Source organism: Vibrio eleionomae (assembly GCF_009874545.1).
GTDB classification, from domain to species: domain Bacteria; phylum Pseudomonadota; class Gammaproteobacteria; order Enterobacterales; family Vibrionaceae; genus Vibrio; species Vibrio nitrifigilis.
Genome location: NZ_WEKT01000007.1, coordinates 99049 through 113520 on the forward strand (window position 1 = coordinate 99049; position 14472 = coordinate 113520).

The following is a 14472-nucleotide window of genomic DNA, read 5'->3' on the forward strand; positions in this document are numbered from 1 at the left end:
GTGTACGACAACACTGGCTGTTTACTTAAACTTCTGCTTCTATAAAGGGTAATTTACCTAGACCAACGTGCCATTAATATCTATTAGTACTTGAGCTGGATTTTCAGCTTGGGTGATTGGTCGACCAATCACAAGATAATCAGACCCGGCTTGAACCGCATCATACGGTGTCATAACTCGGCGTTGGTCACCTTTCGCCGCACCAGCAGGTCGAATGCCTGGAGTAACCAATTTAAATTCTTGCCCTAAGTTAGACTTGAGTACAGAGGCTTCTTGAGCTGAACATACAACCCCATCTAAACCTGAGTTTTGACTTAATGTCGCTAATTTAAGCACTTGTTCTTGTGGTGCAACGCCAATACCAATACCTTGCAGGTCTGACTGTTCCATACTCGTTAATACCGTAACACCAATCAGTAACGGACGATCTTTCCCATAAGGTTCGAGTATTTCACGAGATGCCGACATCATACGTTCGCCGCCACTTGCATGCACATTTACCATCCAAACACCCAGCTCAGCAGCAGCACGAACCGCTTTAGAACAGGTGTTAGGAATATCATGAAATTTAAGATCCAAGAATACAGAGAATCCACGGCGGTGAAGTTCTTTCACAAATTCAGGCCCAAATAGCGTGAACATTTCCTTGCCCACTTTTAGACGACATGTTGCCGGGTCAATTTTATCGACAAATGCCAGAGCATCGTTCTGATTTTCATAATCTAGGGCTACGATTACTTTTGGGTCGTTCATTTGCACTCCTAACTTAATGCGCTCAAAAAATGCAGCACAAAGGCTGCATAAATCTCAGACCGACTGAGATAATAAATTACTTACTCACCATCAAGACCACGAATAGGCTTGATGCTTCCCCAACTTTTACAAGATGGGCAATGCCAGTACAAAGAGTGAGTGGAAAAGCCGCAATGACTACAACGGTAGTGCGGTTTAGTTTTCATCTGCTCACCAACGAGCTTCTGTAGTGTCATCAAGCTCTCTTTTGCTCGGCCTTCTTCAGCTTCTGCTATATGGTAATCAATTAAACGATAAAACCCTTTCATGGTTGGGTTTTTTACTAACTGTCTTGTTAATAAATCTTGGGCTGACGCTGTACCTTCATGTTTGGCAACTAGATGTGCCAACATCAATTCAGCCGATACCCCCGCATTATCAGCTATGCATTCACGTAAGAATACAACCAACTCATGCTCTTGCCCTAGGTGGTGATAACATTCCGCTACAATAGGCAGAACTTCACCAACAAAATCGATATCCTGCTCCAAAACTTGGCGCATATATTCAGCAGTGCGTTTGTAATCTTCATTTTCTAAGTACAATTTGCCAAGAGAAATGGTTGCGCGCACACATTTAGAATCCGTCTGCAACGCCCGTTTGAACAACTGGACCGCTTTATCATGGTGACCGTCTGACTTTTCTTGCATGGCTAACTCACACAGGAAATGAGCAATAGTAGACTTCATCTTAATCTTGCCCATTTTGACTAATGCCTGCGCACACTCAATCGCTTTATTCCATTCACGTGTTTGCTGATAAATAGCGGTTAACTGCTGCAGAGCAGATTCGCGATGTTCAGGCTCATCCACCAATTGTTCAAAAATACGCTCAGCGCGATCTAGGAAGCCTGACACCATGTAGTCTTTAGCAAGTTGTTGCAGCGCCAAATTTTTCTGGTCAATAGTCAAACCTGTACGTGAAATTAGATTCTGGTGGATACGAATAGCACGGTCTACTTCGCCTCGAGAACGAAATAAATTACCTAACGCGAGGTGGGTATCGATCGTATCGTTATCCACTTGCAAAAGTTCAATAAAGTGATCAACCGCTTTATCTGATTGATCAGACAAAAGCAAGTTCAGTCCCGTCACATACTGGCGAGATATTTGGTGAGATTGTTTCTGTTTATCTTGCTGAGCACTACGATTACCCATATACCACCCGTAGGCAGCGGCAATCGGCAGCAACAAGAACAGTATTTCTAACATTAAAAAACAGCCTTATCCTATATTTCAGTTCTCATCAGAGACTTGGTTCTTGGCGGTCTGCTTTTTTAATTGCTTGTTCAATTTACGAATTCTAAATTTTGACTTGAGATGAACACCTACAAAGAGAATCCATGCCAACACAAACCCGACAACAAAAACGCTTCCCAATAAAGTTGAAAGATGGAACTGTCCCTGAGCCAACAAATAGTTGAAGGTTACTACTTCTTGGTTTTGTGAACCTAACGCCAAGGCGATAAGAAACAGAGCCAAAATGAGTACAATTTTTATAATTTTCATTACGCGACACCTATTCAGGAATTAGCCCCCCTGATTATGCAGGAAAACGGCGTTACAAACCACGTCTAATCGGCATTCATATTATAAAAAAGCGGCACACTGTAACAGTATGCCGCTTTCATAAATGCGTCTTGGTAATCAGAGACTTTCGTTTACACGCTCACGTAATTCCTTGCCTGGTTTGAAATGAGGTACATATTTACCCTCTAATTCAACTTTTTCACCAGTTTTTGGGTTACGGCCTACGCGCGGCTCTCGATAATGCAAAGAGAAACTACCGAAACCACGAATTTCGATGCGTTCTCCATCTTCCAACGTAGATGCCATGTATTCAAGAATGTCTTTCACCGCATCTTCGATCTCTTTTGCAGACAAATGGGTTTGCTCAGCGCAGAGTCTTTCGATCAATTCAGACTTAGTCATAGTTTCCCTCTTCGAGTTATTCAAACTCATTATAGTAAGTAATACCAATTCCAACAAACACTTGAGAGCTATTGTCGAAAAACTTTGCGCTCAGTTGATGGTTCTTTGATCCAGTTTACACAAAATTTACAACTTGTTGTGCAAAAAATACGCAAAAAGACTGTAAGAATAGGAATTACATCTAAATTCTACACAAAAAAAAGGAGCCAGTCATACTGGCTCCTCCTTTACTAAAGTCGATTACTCGCCTTTAGCTGCTTTGAATGCGTCAGCCATAGCATTACCGAACGCGCCTTCATCTTGCTTGTTCAGTGAAGCCATTGCTTCTTGCTCTTCAGCTTCGTCTTTCGCTTTGATAGACAGGTTGATTACGCGGTTTTTACGGTCTACACCAGTAAATTTCGCTTCAACTTTGTCGCCAGCGTTAAGAATTAGAGAAGCATCTTCAACACGGTCACGTGCGATTTCAGAAACGCGGATGTAACCTTCTACGCCTTCTTCAAGTTCGATAGTTGCACCTTTAGCGTCTACTGCAGTAACAGTACCGTTAACTAGTGCACCTTTCTTGTTGTCAGCAACGTAAGCGTTGAATGGGTCATTTTCCATTTGCTTAACGCCTAGAGAAATGCGTTCACGATCTGCATCTACAGCTAGAACAACTGCAGAGATTTCGTCGCCTTTCTTGTATTCACGTACTGCTTCTTCTCCAGGAACGTTCCAAGAGATGTCAGATAGGTGAACTAGACCGTCGATGCCGCCTTCAAGACCGATGAAGATACCGAAGTCAGTGATAGACTTGATCTTACCAGTAACTTTGTCGCCTTTAGCTTGAGCTTCAGCGAAGTCTTGCCAAGGGTTAGTTTTACACTGTTTAAGACCTAGAGAGATACGACGACGTTCTTCGTCGATATCAAGAACCATAACCTCAACTTCGTCGCCAACATTAACAACTTTAGATGGGTGGATGTTCTTGTTAGTCCAATCCATTTCTGAAACGTGTACTAGACCTTCAACGCCTTCTTCGATTTCAACGAAGCAGCCGTAATCAGTTAGGTTAGTTACACGACCAGTTAGTTTGTGACCTTCTGGGTAACGAGCAGCGATTGCTACCCATGGATCTTCACCAAGCTGTTTCAGACCTAGTGATACGCGAGTACGTTCACGGTCGAATTTAAGAACTTTAACTGTGATTTCGTCACCAACGTTAACGATCTCTGATGGGTGTTTAACACGTTTCCAAGCCATGTCAGTGATGTGTAGTAGACCATCAACACCGCCAAGGTCAACGAATGCACCGTAATCAGTAAGGTTCTTAACGATACCTTTAACTTCAGTACCTTCTTGTAGAGTTTCAAGAAGTTCGTCACGCTCAACACTGTTTTCAGATTCGATAACAGCACGACGAGAAACAACAACGTTGTTACGTTTCTGGTCAAGCTTGATAACTTTGAACTCTAGCTCTTTGTTTTCTAGGTGAGTAGTGTCACGGATTGGACGAACGTCTACTAGAGAACCTGGAAGGAATGCACGGATACCGTTAAGTTCAACAGTGAAACCGCCTTTAACTTTACCGTTGATGATACCAACAACAGTTTCAGCTTCTTCGTAAGCTTTCTCAAGAACGATCCAAGCTTCGTGACGTTTCGCTTTCTCACGAGAAAGTTGAGTTTCACCGAAACCGTCTTCTACAGCGTCTAGAGCAACATCTACTTCAGAACCTACTTCTACTTCTAGTTCGCCAGCAGCGTTTTTGAACTGTTCAGCTGGGATAGCAGATTCAGATTTCAGACCTGCGTCAACAAGAACGTAGCCGTTTTCGATCGCTACTACAGTACCTTTAACGATAGTACCTTGTTGGAATTCAGTCTCGTTTAGAAACTCTTCAAAGAGTTGAGCAAAAGATTCAGTCATTTAAATAATCTTCAATTTGAGTAAACTTCCACGGGTATCCTACCTCGTGGGGTTATTAAATTCGCCAGTCATCATCCGTGCGACCAACGCTCTATCTGCCCCGATACTACTCAGTTCGTGACAGCTTAGATTCTACATATTTTATTGCTTTCTCAACCACTTCATCGATAGACATTGTGGTTGAATCTAGCAGCAGCGCATCCTCTGCTGGGCGCAACGGCGCCACAGGGCGATTACGATCTCTATCGTCACGCTCTTGGATTTCGCTTAAAAGGGCGTCAAATTTAACATCTAAGCCCTTCAGTTGCAACTGCTTAAAGCGACGACGGGCGCGTTCTTCAGCACTTGCATCAAGAAAGATTTTAGCTTCTGCAGCAGGGAATACAACTGTGCCCATGTCACGACCATCAGCGACTAAGCCTGCACCATCAGCAAAGGCTCTTTGGCGACGCAGTAATGCTTCGCGAACACGAGGTAATGCCGCAACTTTTGACGCTGCCATTCCCGTTTGCTCTTTGCGTAATTCACCGGATACGTCTTCCCCTTCCAAAATCACTTTCACTAGATCACCTTCAGCAATAAACTGAACGTCTAGATGAGTTGCTAATGGAACGAGCGCTTCTTCAGACTCTGTATCAACACCATGATGAATAGCGGCCAAAGCCAACACACGATAAATGGCGCCAGAATCGAGAAGGTGAAAACCGAGTTTTTTAGCCAGTAACATGCAAAGTGTTCCTTTGCCTGCTCCGCTTGGCCCATCTACAGTTACCACCGGTGTTTGAGAGGACATGTTTTACTCCACTTTGTTTTGTACGTAGCCATGATTAACTACGTTTTACCGGCGAGAAATTATAATAAGAATCTTGATTTCACGCTAGTTTAGAATGGTCTAACTCATAAATTTAACACGATTTTAAAAATAAAAAACTCAGATCTGGGATCTGAGTTTTTTATTTTAGTAATTGGTTATTAAAGTAAAATTCTCTCTTCGTTCTTTTTCACTGTTGATTTCCCAATACCTTTCACTTTCGTTAAGTCATCTTTGCTTTTAAAAGGGCCGTTCGCTTGGCGATACATTACAATCGCCTTAGCTTTAGTCAGTCCAACACCGTTGAGCAGTGTTGATAACTCTTCAGCACTGGCGGTGTTTATATTGACGGTGATTTTAATCTCATCAGCCTTAGTACTGCTATTCGACGCCCATACCACTTGGCTCGGTGTATAAAAGGCAAAAATCAAACTCAAGAGTAACAAAATTTTTTTCATTGCTGTTTTCCTAGTCTTTACTTTGGGGAACTAGAAAAATAAATTCAACGCCAAACGATGCCCACTGATCTCCTAAAAAAATAAGACGGACTTCTAATGAAGTCCGTCTTATTGTGCAGTGTGCTAACAGCGCTATTGCGAGTTATTTCACGTAATACTTGATATCCGTCTGCGCACGCAGAACTGAGATAACACCAGCGATATCTTGCTGTGTGGATAAGCGAGTTAACTGCTGACCAATTTGATCATGGTACTTACTGTCTTTATTAGTCGCGACTTTAGTCAACTTAACAACAATAGTATTACCATTCGCATCTTGGGTACGAGTATAAGTTGCTTTTCCATCATGTGGCTTCGCCATCGCAAATACTTCTTCTGCTAGCGGGTCTTGACGGTCGATTGATTTTTCGGCAGAGAAACTTAACTTATTCTCTTTCAATACGCTTTGGTCGCCTTTGGCTAAGCTATCAACGAGTTGATCCGCTAAGGTTGCAGCATTTTCTGTTGCTTTCATTGCTGTTAGTTGTTTCACCACTTTCGCTTTTACCTCTTCAAGTGGTAATACTTTTTCTGGGCGAGAATCATCAACGTGAACCACAATGACGTGCTCAGGGGCAAGTTGAACGACTTTTGAATTCAAACGGTCTTCGCTGACTTCTGGTGTTGCCAACTCATCTTGTACATCTGAATTTTGCAATACTTTCGGTGCATCAGCCTGAGAAACAAAATCGGTTTTTTGTACTTTACCATTAACCGCTTTTGCTGCTGCATCTAATGAATCTGGTGATTCAAATGCCACTTTTTCTAGCTTATCTTGTAAGTCATAGAATTTATCAACTGCTTTCTGGTCTTTGAGATCAGAACGAATCTGTTCAGCCACTTCTTTAAACGGCTTAGCTTGCGGAGCTTTAATCGCATCAAGCTTAATAATGTGGTAACCGAATGAGGATTTGACGACATCAGAAATGTCACCTGCTTTTTTCAGAGCAAATGCAGCTTGTTCAAAAGCTGGGTCCATCGTGCCCTTTTCAACCCAACCAAGTGAGCCACCTTGCTTGGCACTACCGACATCTTGCGAATCTTTTTTCGCTAATGTAGCAAAATCAGCGCCCGCCTTAAGCTGTTTAAGGATTGCTTCTGCTTTTTGCTTATCACCTTTAATTAAAATATGGCTAACTTCACGCTGAGCAGAAGTGGAGTATTTGCTGATGTTGTCTTGGTAGTATTTCTTCACGTCTGCATCAGAAATGGTAATTTGATCTTTAAGGTCATCAGCAGACACTTCAAGATAAGAAATTTTCTTCTGTGCCGGACGAGTAAATGCCTGCGGATGCTCTTTGTAGTACTGTTGAATTTCTTCATCAGTCAATTTTACTTTTTTTGCAAACGTACTGGTTGCAAGTTCAATTGTTTGAATGCTACGAGTTTGATTAATCAGTTCGGCTTGGTGGTCAATTTCACCTTTTAAAGCGAATTCGCTGCTTTGTAAGGCATTCACTAATTGATCACGTAGAAGTTCTTTACGTAGATATTCTGCAAAAGCATCAGCAGTGAAGCCCGCTCTGCGCAATGCTGCTTGATATAGCTCTTTGTCGAACTTACCATCTTTTTGAAAAGCGGGAATACTCAATAATTGTTGACGCACTTGGCTGTCGCTTACTGTCAAGCCGAGTGATTGAGCGTGCTGTTGAATCAACTCATCATTGATCATGCGGTCTAAAACAGATTTACGGAAAGAAGCCACATAAGATGGGTCACTTAGCAAATTGGAAAAGTAATCACCCAATTGCTGTTGCATGCGGTTGCGTTCATTTTGGTAAGCCTGCTCAAAATCTTGACGGCTGATTTTGCTGTCGCCTACTTTCGCTGCTGCGTTGTTGCTACCACTAACAAGATAGCTTCCAATGCCAGCAAAAACGAAGGATAGGATGATGAGTCCTAAGATAACTTTAATCGCGATGCTATTAGCGCCCTCGCGTAGTCGATCCATCATAGTGTTACTGCTCTCCGGATAGTGAAGTTGTTTACTTCGTACAAAATTGAATAGCGCGATAATAACAGAAAAAGAAATGCGCATCAGTAGGATGCGCATAATTTAAAAAGGTTCGATTTATTTACCAGTCAAACTGATAGAAGTCGAATTAGTTACAAGCGTCTTTCAATGCTTTACCAGCTTTAAATGCTGGAACTTTTGCTTCTGCAATTTGGATCTCTTCACCCGTTTTTGGGTTACGGCCAGTACGAGCAGCACGAGTACGTACTTGGAATGTACCAAAGCCAACTAGCGCAACTTGGTCACCAGATTGAAGAGTATCAGACACAGCTTCAATAAATGCGTCAAGGGCACGTCCTGCAGATGCTTTTGAGATATCCGCGTTAGATGCGATTTTTTCTACTAATTGTGTTTTATTCACTGTAATTCCCCTTTGGCCACCAGTTATTATTTTGTTAGGCGCCGGTTCGTTCCATTTAATTTCCAAAAAATAGCAGCGAAAGCCTTGTCAATACAGGGCTTAACGCTACCGAACTTAACGTTAGCTTCCAAAAAAAATGCTGACAAGCGTTTTTTCCACTTATCAGCATAATCTTTTACTTATTTTTGCTACACATCACTATTTTACAGGCTCTAACTCAACACCTGTTGGGTCTTTAACCAATGCAACCTTCAAAACTTCATCAATCCATTGCACAGGTTTGACATCAAGATCAGCGATAACATTGGCTGGAATATCTTCCAAATCGCGTTCGTTATCTTTTGGAATAAGCACTGTTTTAATACCACCACGGTGTGCCGCAAGTAATTTTTCCTTAAGGCCACCAATCGGAAGTACTTCACCACGTAGGGTAATTTCACCCGTCATAGCAACATCAGCTTTTACAGAATTACCAGTTAAGCTAGACACCAATGCAGTACACATCGCAATACCTGCGCTTGGACCATCTTTTGGTGTCGCACCTTCAGGAACGTGAACATGAATGTCGCGTTTTTCGTAAAAATCTTGGTTGATTCCTAGCTTATCTGCACGAGAGCGTACAACAGTCATCGCGGCCTGAATGGATTCTTGCATCACATCCCCTAGCGAACCAGTCTGGGTCATTTTCCCCTTACCTGGCATTGACTGCGCTTCAATAGTCAGCAAATCACCACCAACTTCAGTCCACGCTAAGCCGACCACTTGACCGATGCGGTTATGCTCGTCAGCTTTACCGTAATCGAAACGCTGTACACCAAGATAATCTTTTAGATTATCCATTGTTACCGTCACATGAGTGATCTCTTTATCAAGGAGAATTTTCTTCACTGCTTTACGGCAGATTTTTGAAATCTCACGCTCTAGACCACGAACACCCGCTTCACGTGTATAGTAACGGATCACACCAATAATCGCAGAGTCATCAATCGTAATTTCTTTTTGTTTCAATCCATTACGTTCGATCTGTTTATTTACTAAGTGGCGTTTTGCAATGTTAAGTTTTTCATCTTCGGTATAACCAGACAGACGAATCACTTCCATACGGTCAAGCAATGGTCCCGGAATGTTCATCGAGTTCGATGTAGCAACAAACATCACATCAGACAAATCGTAGTCCACTTCTAAGTAGTGGTCATTAAACGAATTGTTCTGTTCAGGATCGAGCACTTCTAGTAACGCTGATGCTGGGTCACCACGCATATCTGCTGACATTTTGTCGATTTCGTCGAGTAAGAACAGTGGGTTTTTAACACCAACTTTCGACATTTTTTGAATCAACTTGCCAGGTAATGAACCGATATAGGTACGACGGTGTCCACGAATTTCCGCTTCATCACGCACGCCACCCAGTGCCATGCGGGTATATTTACGCCCCGTTGCCGCTGCGATTGAGCGACCTAATGACGTTTTACCAACACCTGGAGGCCCTACTAGACACAAAATCGGACCTTTCAATTTATTAATACGACTTTGTACCGCTAGGTATTCTAAAATGCGTTCTTTAACACGTTCTAATCCGTAGTGATCTGAGTTTAGAATTTCTTCTGCTTTAGATAGATCACGTTTTACTTTTGAACGCTTATGCCAAGGTACATTAACCATCCAGTCAATGTAACTACGAACTACTGTAGCTTCAGCCGACATTGGCGACATCATCTTCAGCTTTTGTAGCTCTTGCTCGGTTTTTTCACGAGCTTCTTTTGGCATTTTTGACTCTTCAATTTTCTTCTTCAGAGTCTCAAATTCATCTGGCGCATCGTCCATCTCACCCAGTTCTTTCTGAATCGCTTTCATTTGCTCATTCAGATAGTACTCACGTTGAGATTTTTCCATCTGTTTCTTCACGCGACCACGAATACGTTTTTCAACTTGCAGCAAGTCGATTTCCGATTCCATTTGGCCCATCAAGAACTCTAGACGTTCAGTCACATCAAGAATTTCTAGAACTTGCTGTTTATCTTCAAGTTTTAGCGGCATGTGAGCAGCGATAGTGTCAGCTAAACGAGCTGCCTCATCGATACCATTTAGTGACGTCAACACTTCAGGTGGGATTTTTTTGTTCAGCTTGATAAAGCCTTCGAACTGATTGATCGCACTACGAACAATCACTTCTTGCTCTTTTTCATCAAGCTCAGGCGTTATTAAAAACTCTGCATCAGCAGAGAAATATTCACCTTCAATAAATTCTTTAATACGGGCACGCTGCTGACCTTCAACCAACACTTTCACTGTACCATCTGGCAGTTTAAGTAGTTGTAGGATCGTTGCTACCGTACCTACTTCAAATAGGTCTGATACTGTAGGCTCATCAGTCTCCGCCTGCTTTTGTGCGACAAGGAGAACTTGTTTGTTGTTATCCATTGCAGCTTCAAGACACTGAATAGATTTTTCACGGCCAACAAACAAAGGGATAACCATGTGTGGATAAACCACTACATCGCGCAGAGGTAGTACGGGGATCTCGATACGCTCGGAACGTTCCAAGTTCATATTTTTCTCTCTTCCGCTTTCATTCATATGGAAGTATATGGGGGCTAACTTACTGGAATCAATAACAGAACATAAAAAAAGGAGGTATTTCTACCTCCTTTTTTAATTTTGTACCGAACTTACTCAGCTCCGGCCGCTTGATTGTCATTGGTTGAGTAAATCATCAATGGTTCAGATTCACCATTAATCACTGACTCGTCAATCACAACTTTGCTGACATCCGTCATTGAAGGAAGGTCATACATGGTCTCGAGTAACACGTTCTCAAGAATTGAACGTAGGCCACGTGCTCCCGTTTTGCGCTGCATTGCTTTAGCAGCAATCGCACGTAATGCATCTTCACGGAACTCTAGCTCAACATTTTCTAAATCAAACAGTGCTGAGTATTGTTTCGTAAGTGCGTTTTTCGGTTCGTTAAGAATCTGGATTAACGCATCTTCATCCAATTCAGTAAGCGTTGCCGTGACTGGCAAACGACCAATGAATTCTGGAATGAGACCGTATTTCACTAAATCTTGTGGCTCAACTTGAGTGAATAACTCACTCACTGATTGGCTTTCATCTTTAGAGTGAACTTCGGCAGCAAATCCGATCCCTGTACCTTTAGCGACACGCTGTTCAATCACTTTATCTAGGCCAGCAAATGCACCGCCACAGATAAATAGGATTTTAGACGTATCAACTTGAAGGAACTCTTGTTGTGGGTGTTTACGGCCACCTTGTGGTGGAACAGAAGCTACCGTGCCTTCAACCAGTTTTAGAAGCGCTTGTTGAACCCCTTCACCGGAAACATCTCGAGTGATAGATGGATTTTCTGCTTTACGAGAAATCTTATCGATTTCATCAATATACACGATACCACGCTCTGCTTTCGCTACGTCGTAATCGCATTTCTGCAGCAGTTTTTGGATGATGTTTTCAACGTCTTCACCCACATAACCCGCTTCAGTCAACGTTGTCGCATCGGCCATCGTAAACGGAACATCAAGGAAACGCGCTAACGTTTCTGCGAGAAGGGTTTTACCGCTACCAGTTGGACCGATCAGCAAGATGTTACTCTTACCTAGCTCAACGCCTTCACTTGTTGTGTCACCGTTACGTAAACGCTTGTAGTGGTTATAAACCGCAACCGCAAGCACTTTCTTAGCCTGTTCTTGGCCAATCACATAGTCATCTAGGTGTTCACGAATTTGACGTGGCGTTGGTAATGCCGACGACTCTTTCTTAGGAAGAACATCTTTAATTTCTTCGCGAATAATGTCGTTACAGAGATCGACACACTCGTCACAGATGTACACCGAAGGACCTGCGATTAGCTTGCGAACTTCGTGCTGGCTTTTGCCACAGAAAGAGCAGTAAAGCAGTTTACTACTACCACCCTCTTTGCTTTTATCTGTCATTCGCTAACCTCTTAGCCTTTACACATATAGGTTTGAGTGTATAACAATTTCGTTTAAATTGCGTGAACCAATTTCAGAAACTGTTACACAGCAGTCATCAAGTTTATCACTTGAATTGTTACTCACCGCGGTGAGTAAGAACCGAGTCAACTAAACCATATTCTACTGCCTGATCAGCAGACATAAAGTTGTCACGGTCAGTATCTCGTTCAATTACTTCTAGCGGTTGGCCAGTATGATCGGCCAACAGGCGGTTTAATTTCTGTTTAATTGACAGAATTTCTTGCGCGTGAATCTGAATGTCTGAAGCCTGACCTTGGAAACCACCCAATGGTTGGTGAATCATCACGCGTGAGTTTGGCAGTGCATAGCGTTTGCCTTGAGCACCACCAGCAAGTAGGAATGCGCCCATAGAAGCAGCTTGGCCCATACATACTGTACTTACATCTGGTTTGATGAACTTCATGGTGTCATAAATAGACATCCCTGCAGTTACACTACCACCAGGAGAGTTAATGTATAGGAAAATATCTTTATCAGGGTTTTCAGATTCTAAGAAAAGCAGCTGAGCCACAACCAGATTCGCCATCTGATCTTCTACTTGACCCGTTAAAAAGATAACACGCTCTTTTAGCAGGCGAGAATAAATGTCATAAGAACGTTCGCCGCGAGACGTTTGTTCGACGACCATCGGCACTAGCGCATCCATAATTGATGGCATTGAGTTTTTTTCTTGGTTGCTCATAGTCTTATATCCCTAAAATAAATGGCCCGGATGATGGATATCATACGGACCATTGTTAGCAGAAGAGTCAACGTTCCGTCAACCTTCTACGCTATATATTGCTTATTAAGCAGCAGTTTGAGCGTTCATTAGCTCGCTAAAGCCAACTTTTTTCTCAGATACTTTTGCATCAGCAATGATCGCGTCGATAGCCTGTTCTTCTAGAGCCAGGTTACGCATGTTGTCCATCATTTGTTCGTTTTGCTCGTAGTAAGCAATCACTTCAGATGGGTCTTCGTATGCAGTCGCCATCTCTTCGATTAGCGCTTTTACTTTTTCTTCGTCAGCTTTAAGCTCTTTCGCTTTAATCACTTCACCTAATAATAGACCAACAACAACGCGACGTTTTGCTTGTTCTTCAAATAGTTCACGTGGAAGTTGTGCTGCAGCTTCAACGTTGCCACCGAAGCGTTGTGCCGCTTGACGACGTAGAACTTCAACTTCTTGATCGATTAGTGGAGAAGGAACATCGATTTCGTTTTCTTTTACAAGACCTTCAATCGCTTGTTCTTTGATGTTTGCTTTAATCGCTTGTTTAAGTTCGCGTTCCATGTTTTTACGAACTTCAGCTTTAAGAGCTTCAACACCGCCTTCTTGAACACCAAATTTAGCAACAAATTCGTCAGTCAGTTCTGGAAGCTCTTGAGCTTCTACTTTATGAACTTTGATAGCGAATTTCGCTGCTTTACCTTTTAGGTTTTCAGCGTGGTAATCTTCTGGGAAGTTTACTTCGATGTCGAATTCCATTCCTTTAGTTTTGCCAGCAATGCCGTCTTCAAAACCAGGAATCATACGACCAGAACCCATTTCTAGAGGGAAGTTTTCAGCTTTACCGCCTTCAAACTCTTCACCGTCAATAGAGCCTAGGAAATCGATAGTTACGCGTTTGCCTTCGCCAGCAGCTTCATCAACTTCAGTCCAAGTTGCTTGCTGTTTACGAAGAGTTTCTAGCATTTCTTCAACGTCAGCATCTGTCACGTCTGCTGTTGGTTTTTCTACAGCAATGTTTTCTAAACCTTTTAGCTCAACTTCAGGGTAAACTTCGAAAGTTGCTGTAAATACAACGTCTTTACCTTCTTCAGTTTCAACAGGTGCGAAAGTTGGTGCGCCAGCTGGATTGATTTTTTCTTTAACAATCGCTTCGATGAAATGACGTTGCATTACTTCGCCTAGAACGTCTTGACGAACGGATTGGCCGTACATTTTAGCAACCATTTTCAAAGGCACTTTGCCTTTACGGAAACCATCGAAACGACGGTTTTTCGCGATGTTGCGGAGTTCAGCTGTCACTGCATCTTCAACGTTTGCAGCAGGAACAGTAATGTTAAGACGGCGTTGTAGGCCTTCTAGCGTTTCAACAGTAACTTGCATTATATTTAAACCTCAAAACTTGCTCAGTTTGCTGAGCATCATGAGCCAAA

13 protein-coding genes are annotated in these 14472 nt (G+C 42.5%); all 13 read right to left on the reverse strand.

Annotated elements, in window-relative coordinates:
- Positions 1-57 precede the first annotated feature (57 nt).
- Positions 58-753: an orotidine-5'-phosphate decarboxylase gene (gene pyrF, locus F9817_RS06405; RefSeq protein ID WP_161154122.1), complete on the reverse strand. Its 696-nt coding sequence runs from the start codon at positions 751-753 to the stop codon at positions 58-60.
- 80 nt (positions 754-833) lie between these two features.
- Positions 834-2003 (reverse strand): lipopolysaccharide assembly protein LapB, encoded by a 1170-nt coding sequence (gene lapB / locus F9817_RS06410; RefSeq protein ID WP_161154123.1) that lies wholly within the window; start codon positions 2001-2003, stop codon positions 834-836.
- 24 nt (positions 2004-2027) lie between these two features.
- Positions 2028-2300: a LapA family protein gene (locus F9817_RS06415; protein WP_161154124.1), complete on the reverse strand. Its 273-nt coding sequence runs from the start codon at positions 2298-2300 to the stop codon at positions 2028-2030.
- 138 nt (positions 2301-2438) lie between these two features.
- On the reverse strand, positions 2439-2723 hold the full coding sequence (gene ihfB / locus F9817_RS06420; RefSeq protein WP_161154125.1) for an integration host factor subunit beta: 285 nt from the start codon (positions 2721-2723) through the stop codon (positions 2439-2441).
- 240 nt (positions 2724-2963) lie between these two features.
- Positions 2964-4634: a 30S ribosomal protein S1 gene (gene rpsA / locus F9817_RS06425; protein WP_161154126.1), complete on the reverse strand. Its 1671-nt coding sequence runs from the start codon at positions 4632-4634 to the stop codon at positions 2964-2966.
- A gap of 106 nt (positions 4635-4740) precedes the next feature.
- The gene (gene cmk / locus F9817_RS06430; protein ID WP_161154127.1) at positions 4741-5427 is read right to left on the reverse strand and encodes a (d)CMP kinase; all 687 of its coding nucleotides are present in this window, start codon (positions 5425-5427) and stop codon (positions 4741-4743) included.
- A gap of 179 nt (positions 5428-5606) precedes the next feature.
- On the reverse strand, positions 5607-5903 hold the full coding sequence (locus F9817_RS06435; RefSeq protein WP_161154128.1) for a ComEA family DNA-binding protein: 297 nt from the start codon (positions 5901-5903) through the stop codon (positions 5607-5609).
- 142 nt (positions 5904-6045) lie between these two features.
- Complete coding sequence (gene ppiD, locus F9817_RS06440; RefSeq protein ID WP_161154129.1) at positions 6046-7896, reverse strand: peptidylprolyl isomerase; 1851 nt, start codon at positions 7894-7896, stop codon at positions 6046-6048.
- A gap of 148 nt (positions 7897-8044) precedes the next feature.
- A complete protein-coding gene (locus F9817_RS06445; protein WP_486679363.1) occupies positions 8045-8344 on the reverse strand; it encodes an HU family DNA-binding protein in 300 nt (99 codons plus the stop codon).
- A 171-nt stretch (positions 8345-8515) separates the two neighbouring features.
- A complete protein-coding gene (gene lon, locus F9817_RS06450) occupies positions 8516-10867 on the reverse strand; it encodes an endopeptidase La (protein ID WP_161154131.1) in 2352 nt (783 codons plus the stop codon).
- Positions 10868-10986: 119 nt separating this feature from the next.
- A complete protein-coding gene (clpX, locus tag F9817_RS06455; protein WP_161154132.1) occupies positions 10987-12267 on the reverse strand; it encodes an ATP-dependent protease ATP-binding subunit ClpX in 1281 nt (426 codons plus the stop codon).
- A 118-nt stretch (positions 12268-12385) separates the two neighbouring features.
- Positions 12386-13012 carry an ATP-dependent Clp endopeptidase proteolytic subunit ClpP gene (gene clpP / locus F9817_RS06460; RefSeq protein ID WP_161154133.1) on the reverse strand — a complete coding sequence of 209 codons (627 nt, stop codon included), beginning with the start codon at positions 13010-13012 and terminating at the stop codon, positions 12386-12388.
- Between the two features lie 105 nt (positions 13013-13117).
- Positions 13118-14422 (reverse strand): trigger factor, encoded by a 1305-nt coding sequence (gene tig / locus F9817_RS06465; RefSeq protein WP_161154134.1) that lies wholly within the window; start codon positions 14420-14422, stop codon positions 13118-13120.
- Positions 14423-14472: the final 50 nt, after the last annotated feature.

Excerpts from the sequence above, each read along its gene's own strand:
- lapB (WP_161154123.1), bottom strand. The coding sequence starts at position 2,003 with ATGTTAGAAATACTGTTCTTGTTGCTGCCGATTGCCGCTGCCTACGGG.
- tig (WP_161154134.1), bottom strand. The coding sequence starts at position 14,422 with ATGCAAGTTACTGTTGAAACGCTAGAAGGCCTACAACGCCGTCTTAAC.
- rpsA (WP_161154126.1), bottom strand. The coding sequence starts at position 4,634 with ATGACTGAATCTTTTGCTCAACTCTTTGAAGAGTTTCTAAACGAGACT.
- ppiD (WP_161154129.1), bottom strand. The coding sequence starts at position 7,896 with ATGATGGATCGACTACGCGAGGGCGCTAATAGCATCGCGATTAAAGTT.
- lon (WP_161154131.1), bottom strand. The coding sequence starts at position 10,867 with ATGAACTTGGAACGTTCCGAGCGTATCGAGATCCCCGTACTACCTCTG.
- clpX (WP_161154132.1), bottom strand. The coding sequence starts at position 12,267 with ATGACAGATAAAAGCAAAGAGGGTGGTAGTAGTAAACTGCTTTACTGC.
- ihfB (WP_161154125.1), bottom strand. The coding sequence starts at position 2,723 with ATGACTAAGTCTGAATTGATCGAAAGACTCTGCGCTGAGCAAACCCAT.
- F9817_RS06415 (WP_161154124.1), bottom strand. The coding sequence starts at position 2,300 with ATGAAAATTATAAAAATTGTACTCATTTTGGCTCTGTTTCTTATCGCC.
- clpP (WP_161154133.1), bottom strand. The coding sequence starts at position 13,012 with ATGAGCAACCAAGAAAAAAACTCAATGCCATCAATTATGGATGCGCTA.
- cmk (WP_161154127.1), bottom strand. The coding sequence starts at position 5,427 with ATGTCCTCTCAAACACCGGTGGTAACTGTAGATGGGCCAAGCGGAGCA.
- pyrF (WP_161154122.1), bottom strand. The coding sequence starts at position 753 with ATGAACGACCCAAAAGTAATCGTAGCCCTAGATTATGAAAATCAGAAC.
- F9817_RS06435 (WP_161154128.1), bottom strand. The coding sequence starts at position 5,903 with ATGAAAAAAATTTTGTTACTCTTGAGTTTGATTTTTGCCTTTTATACA.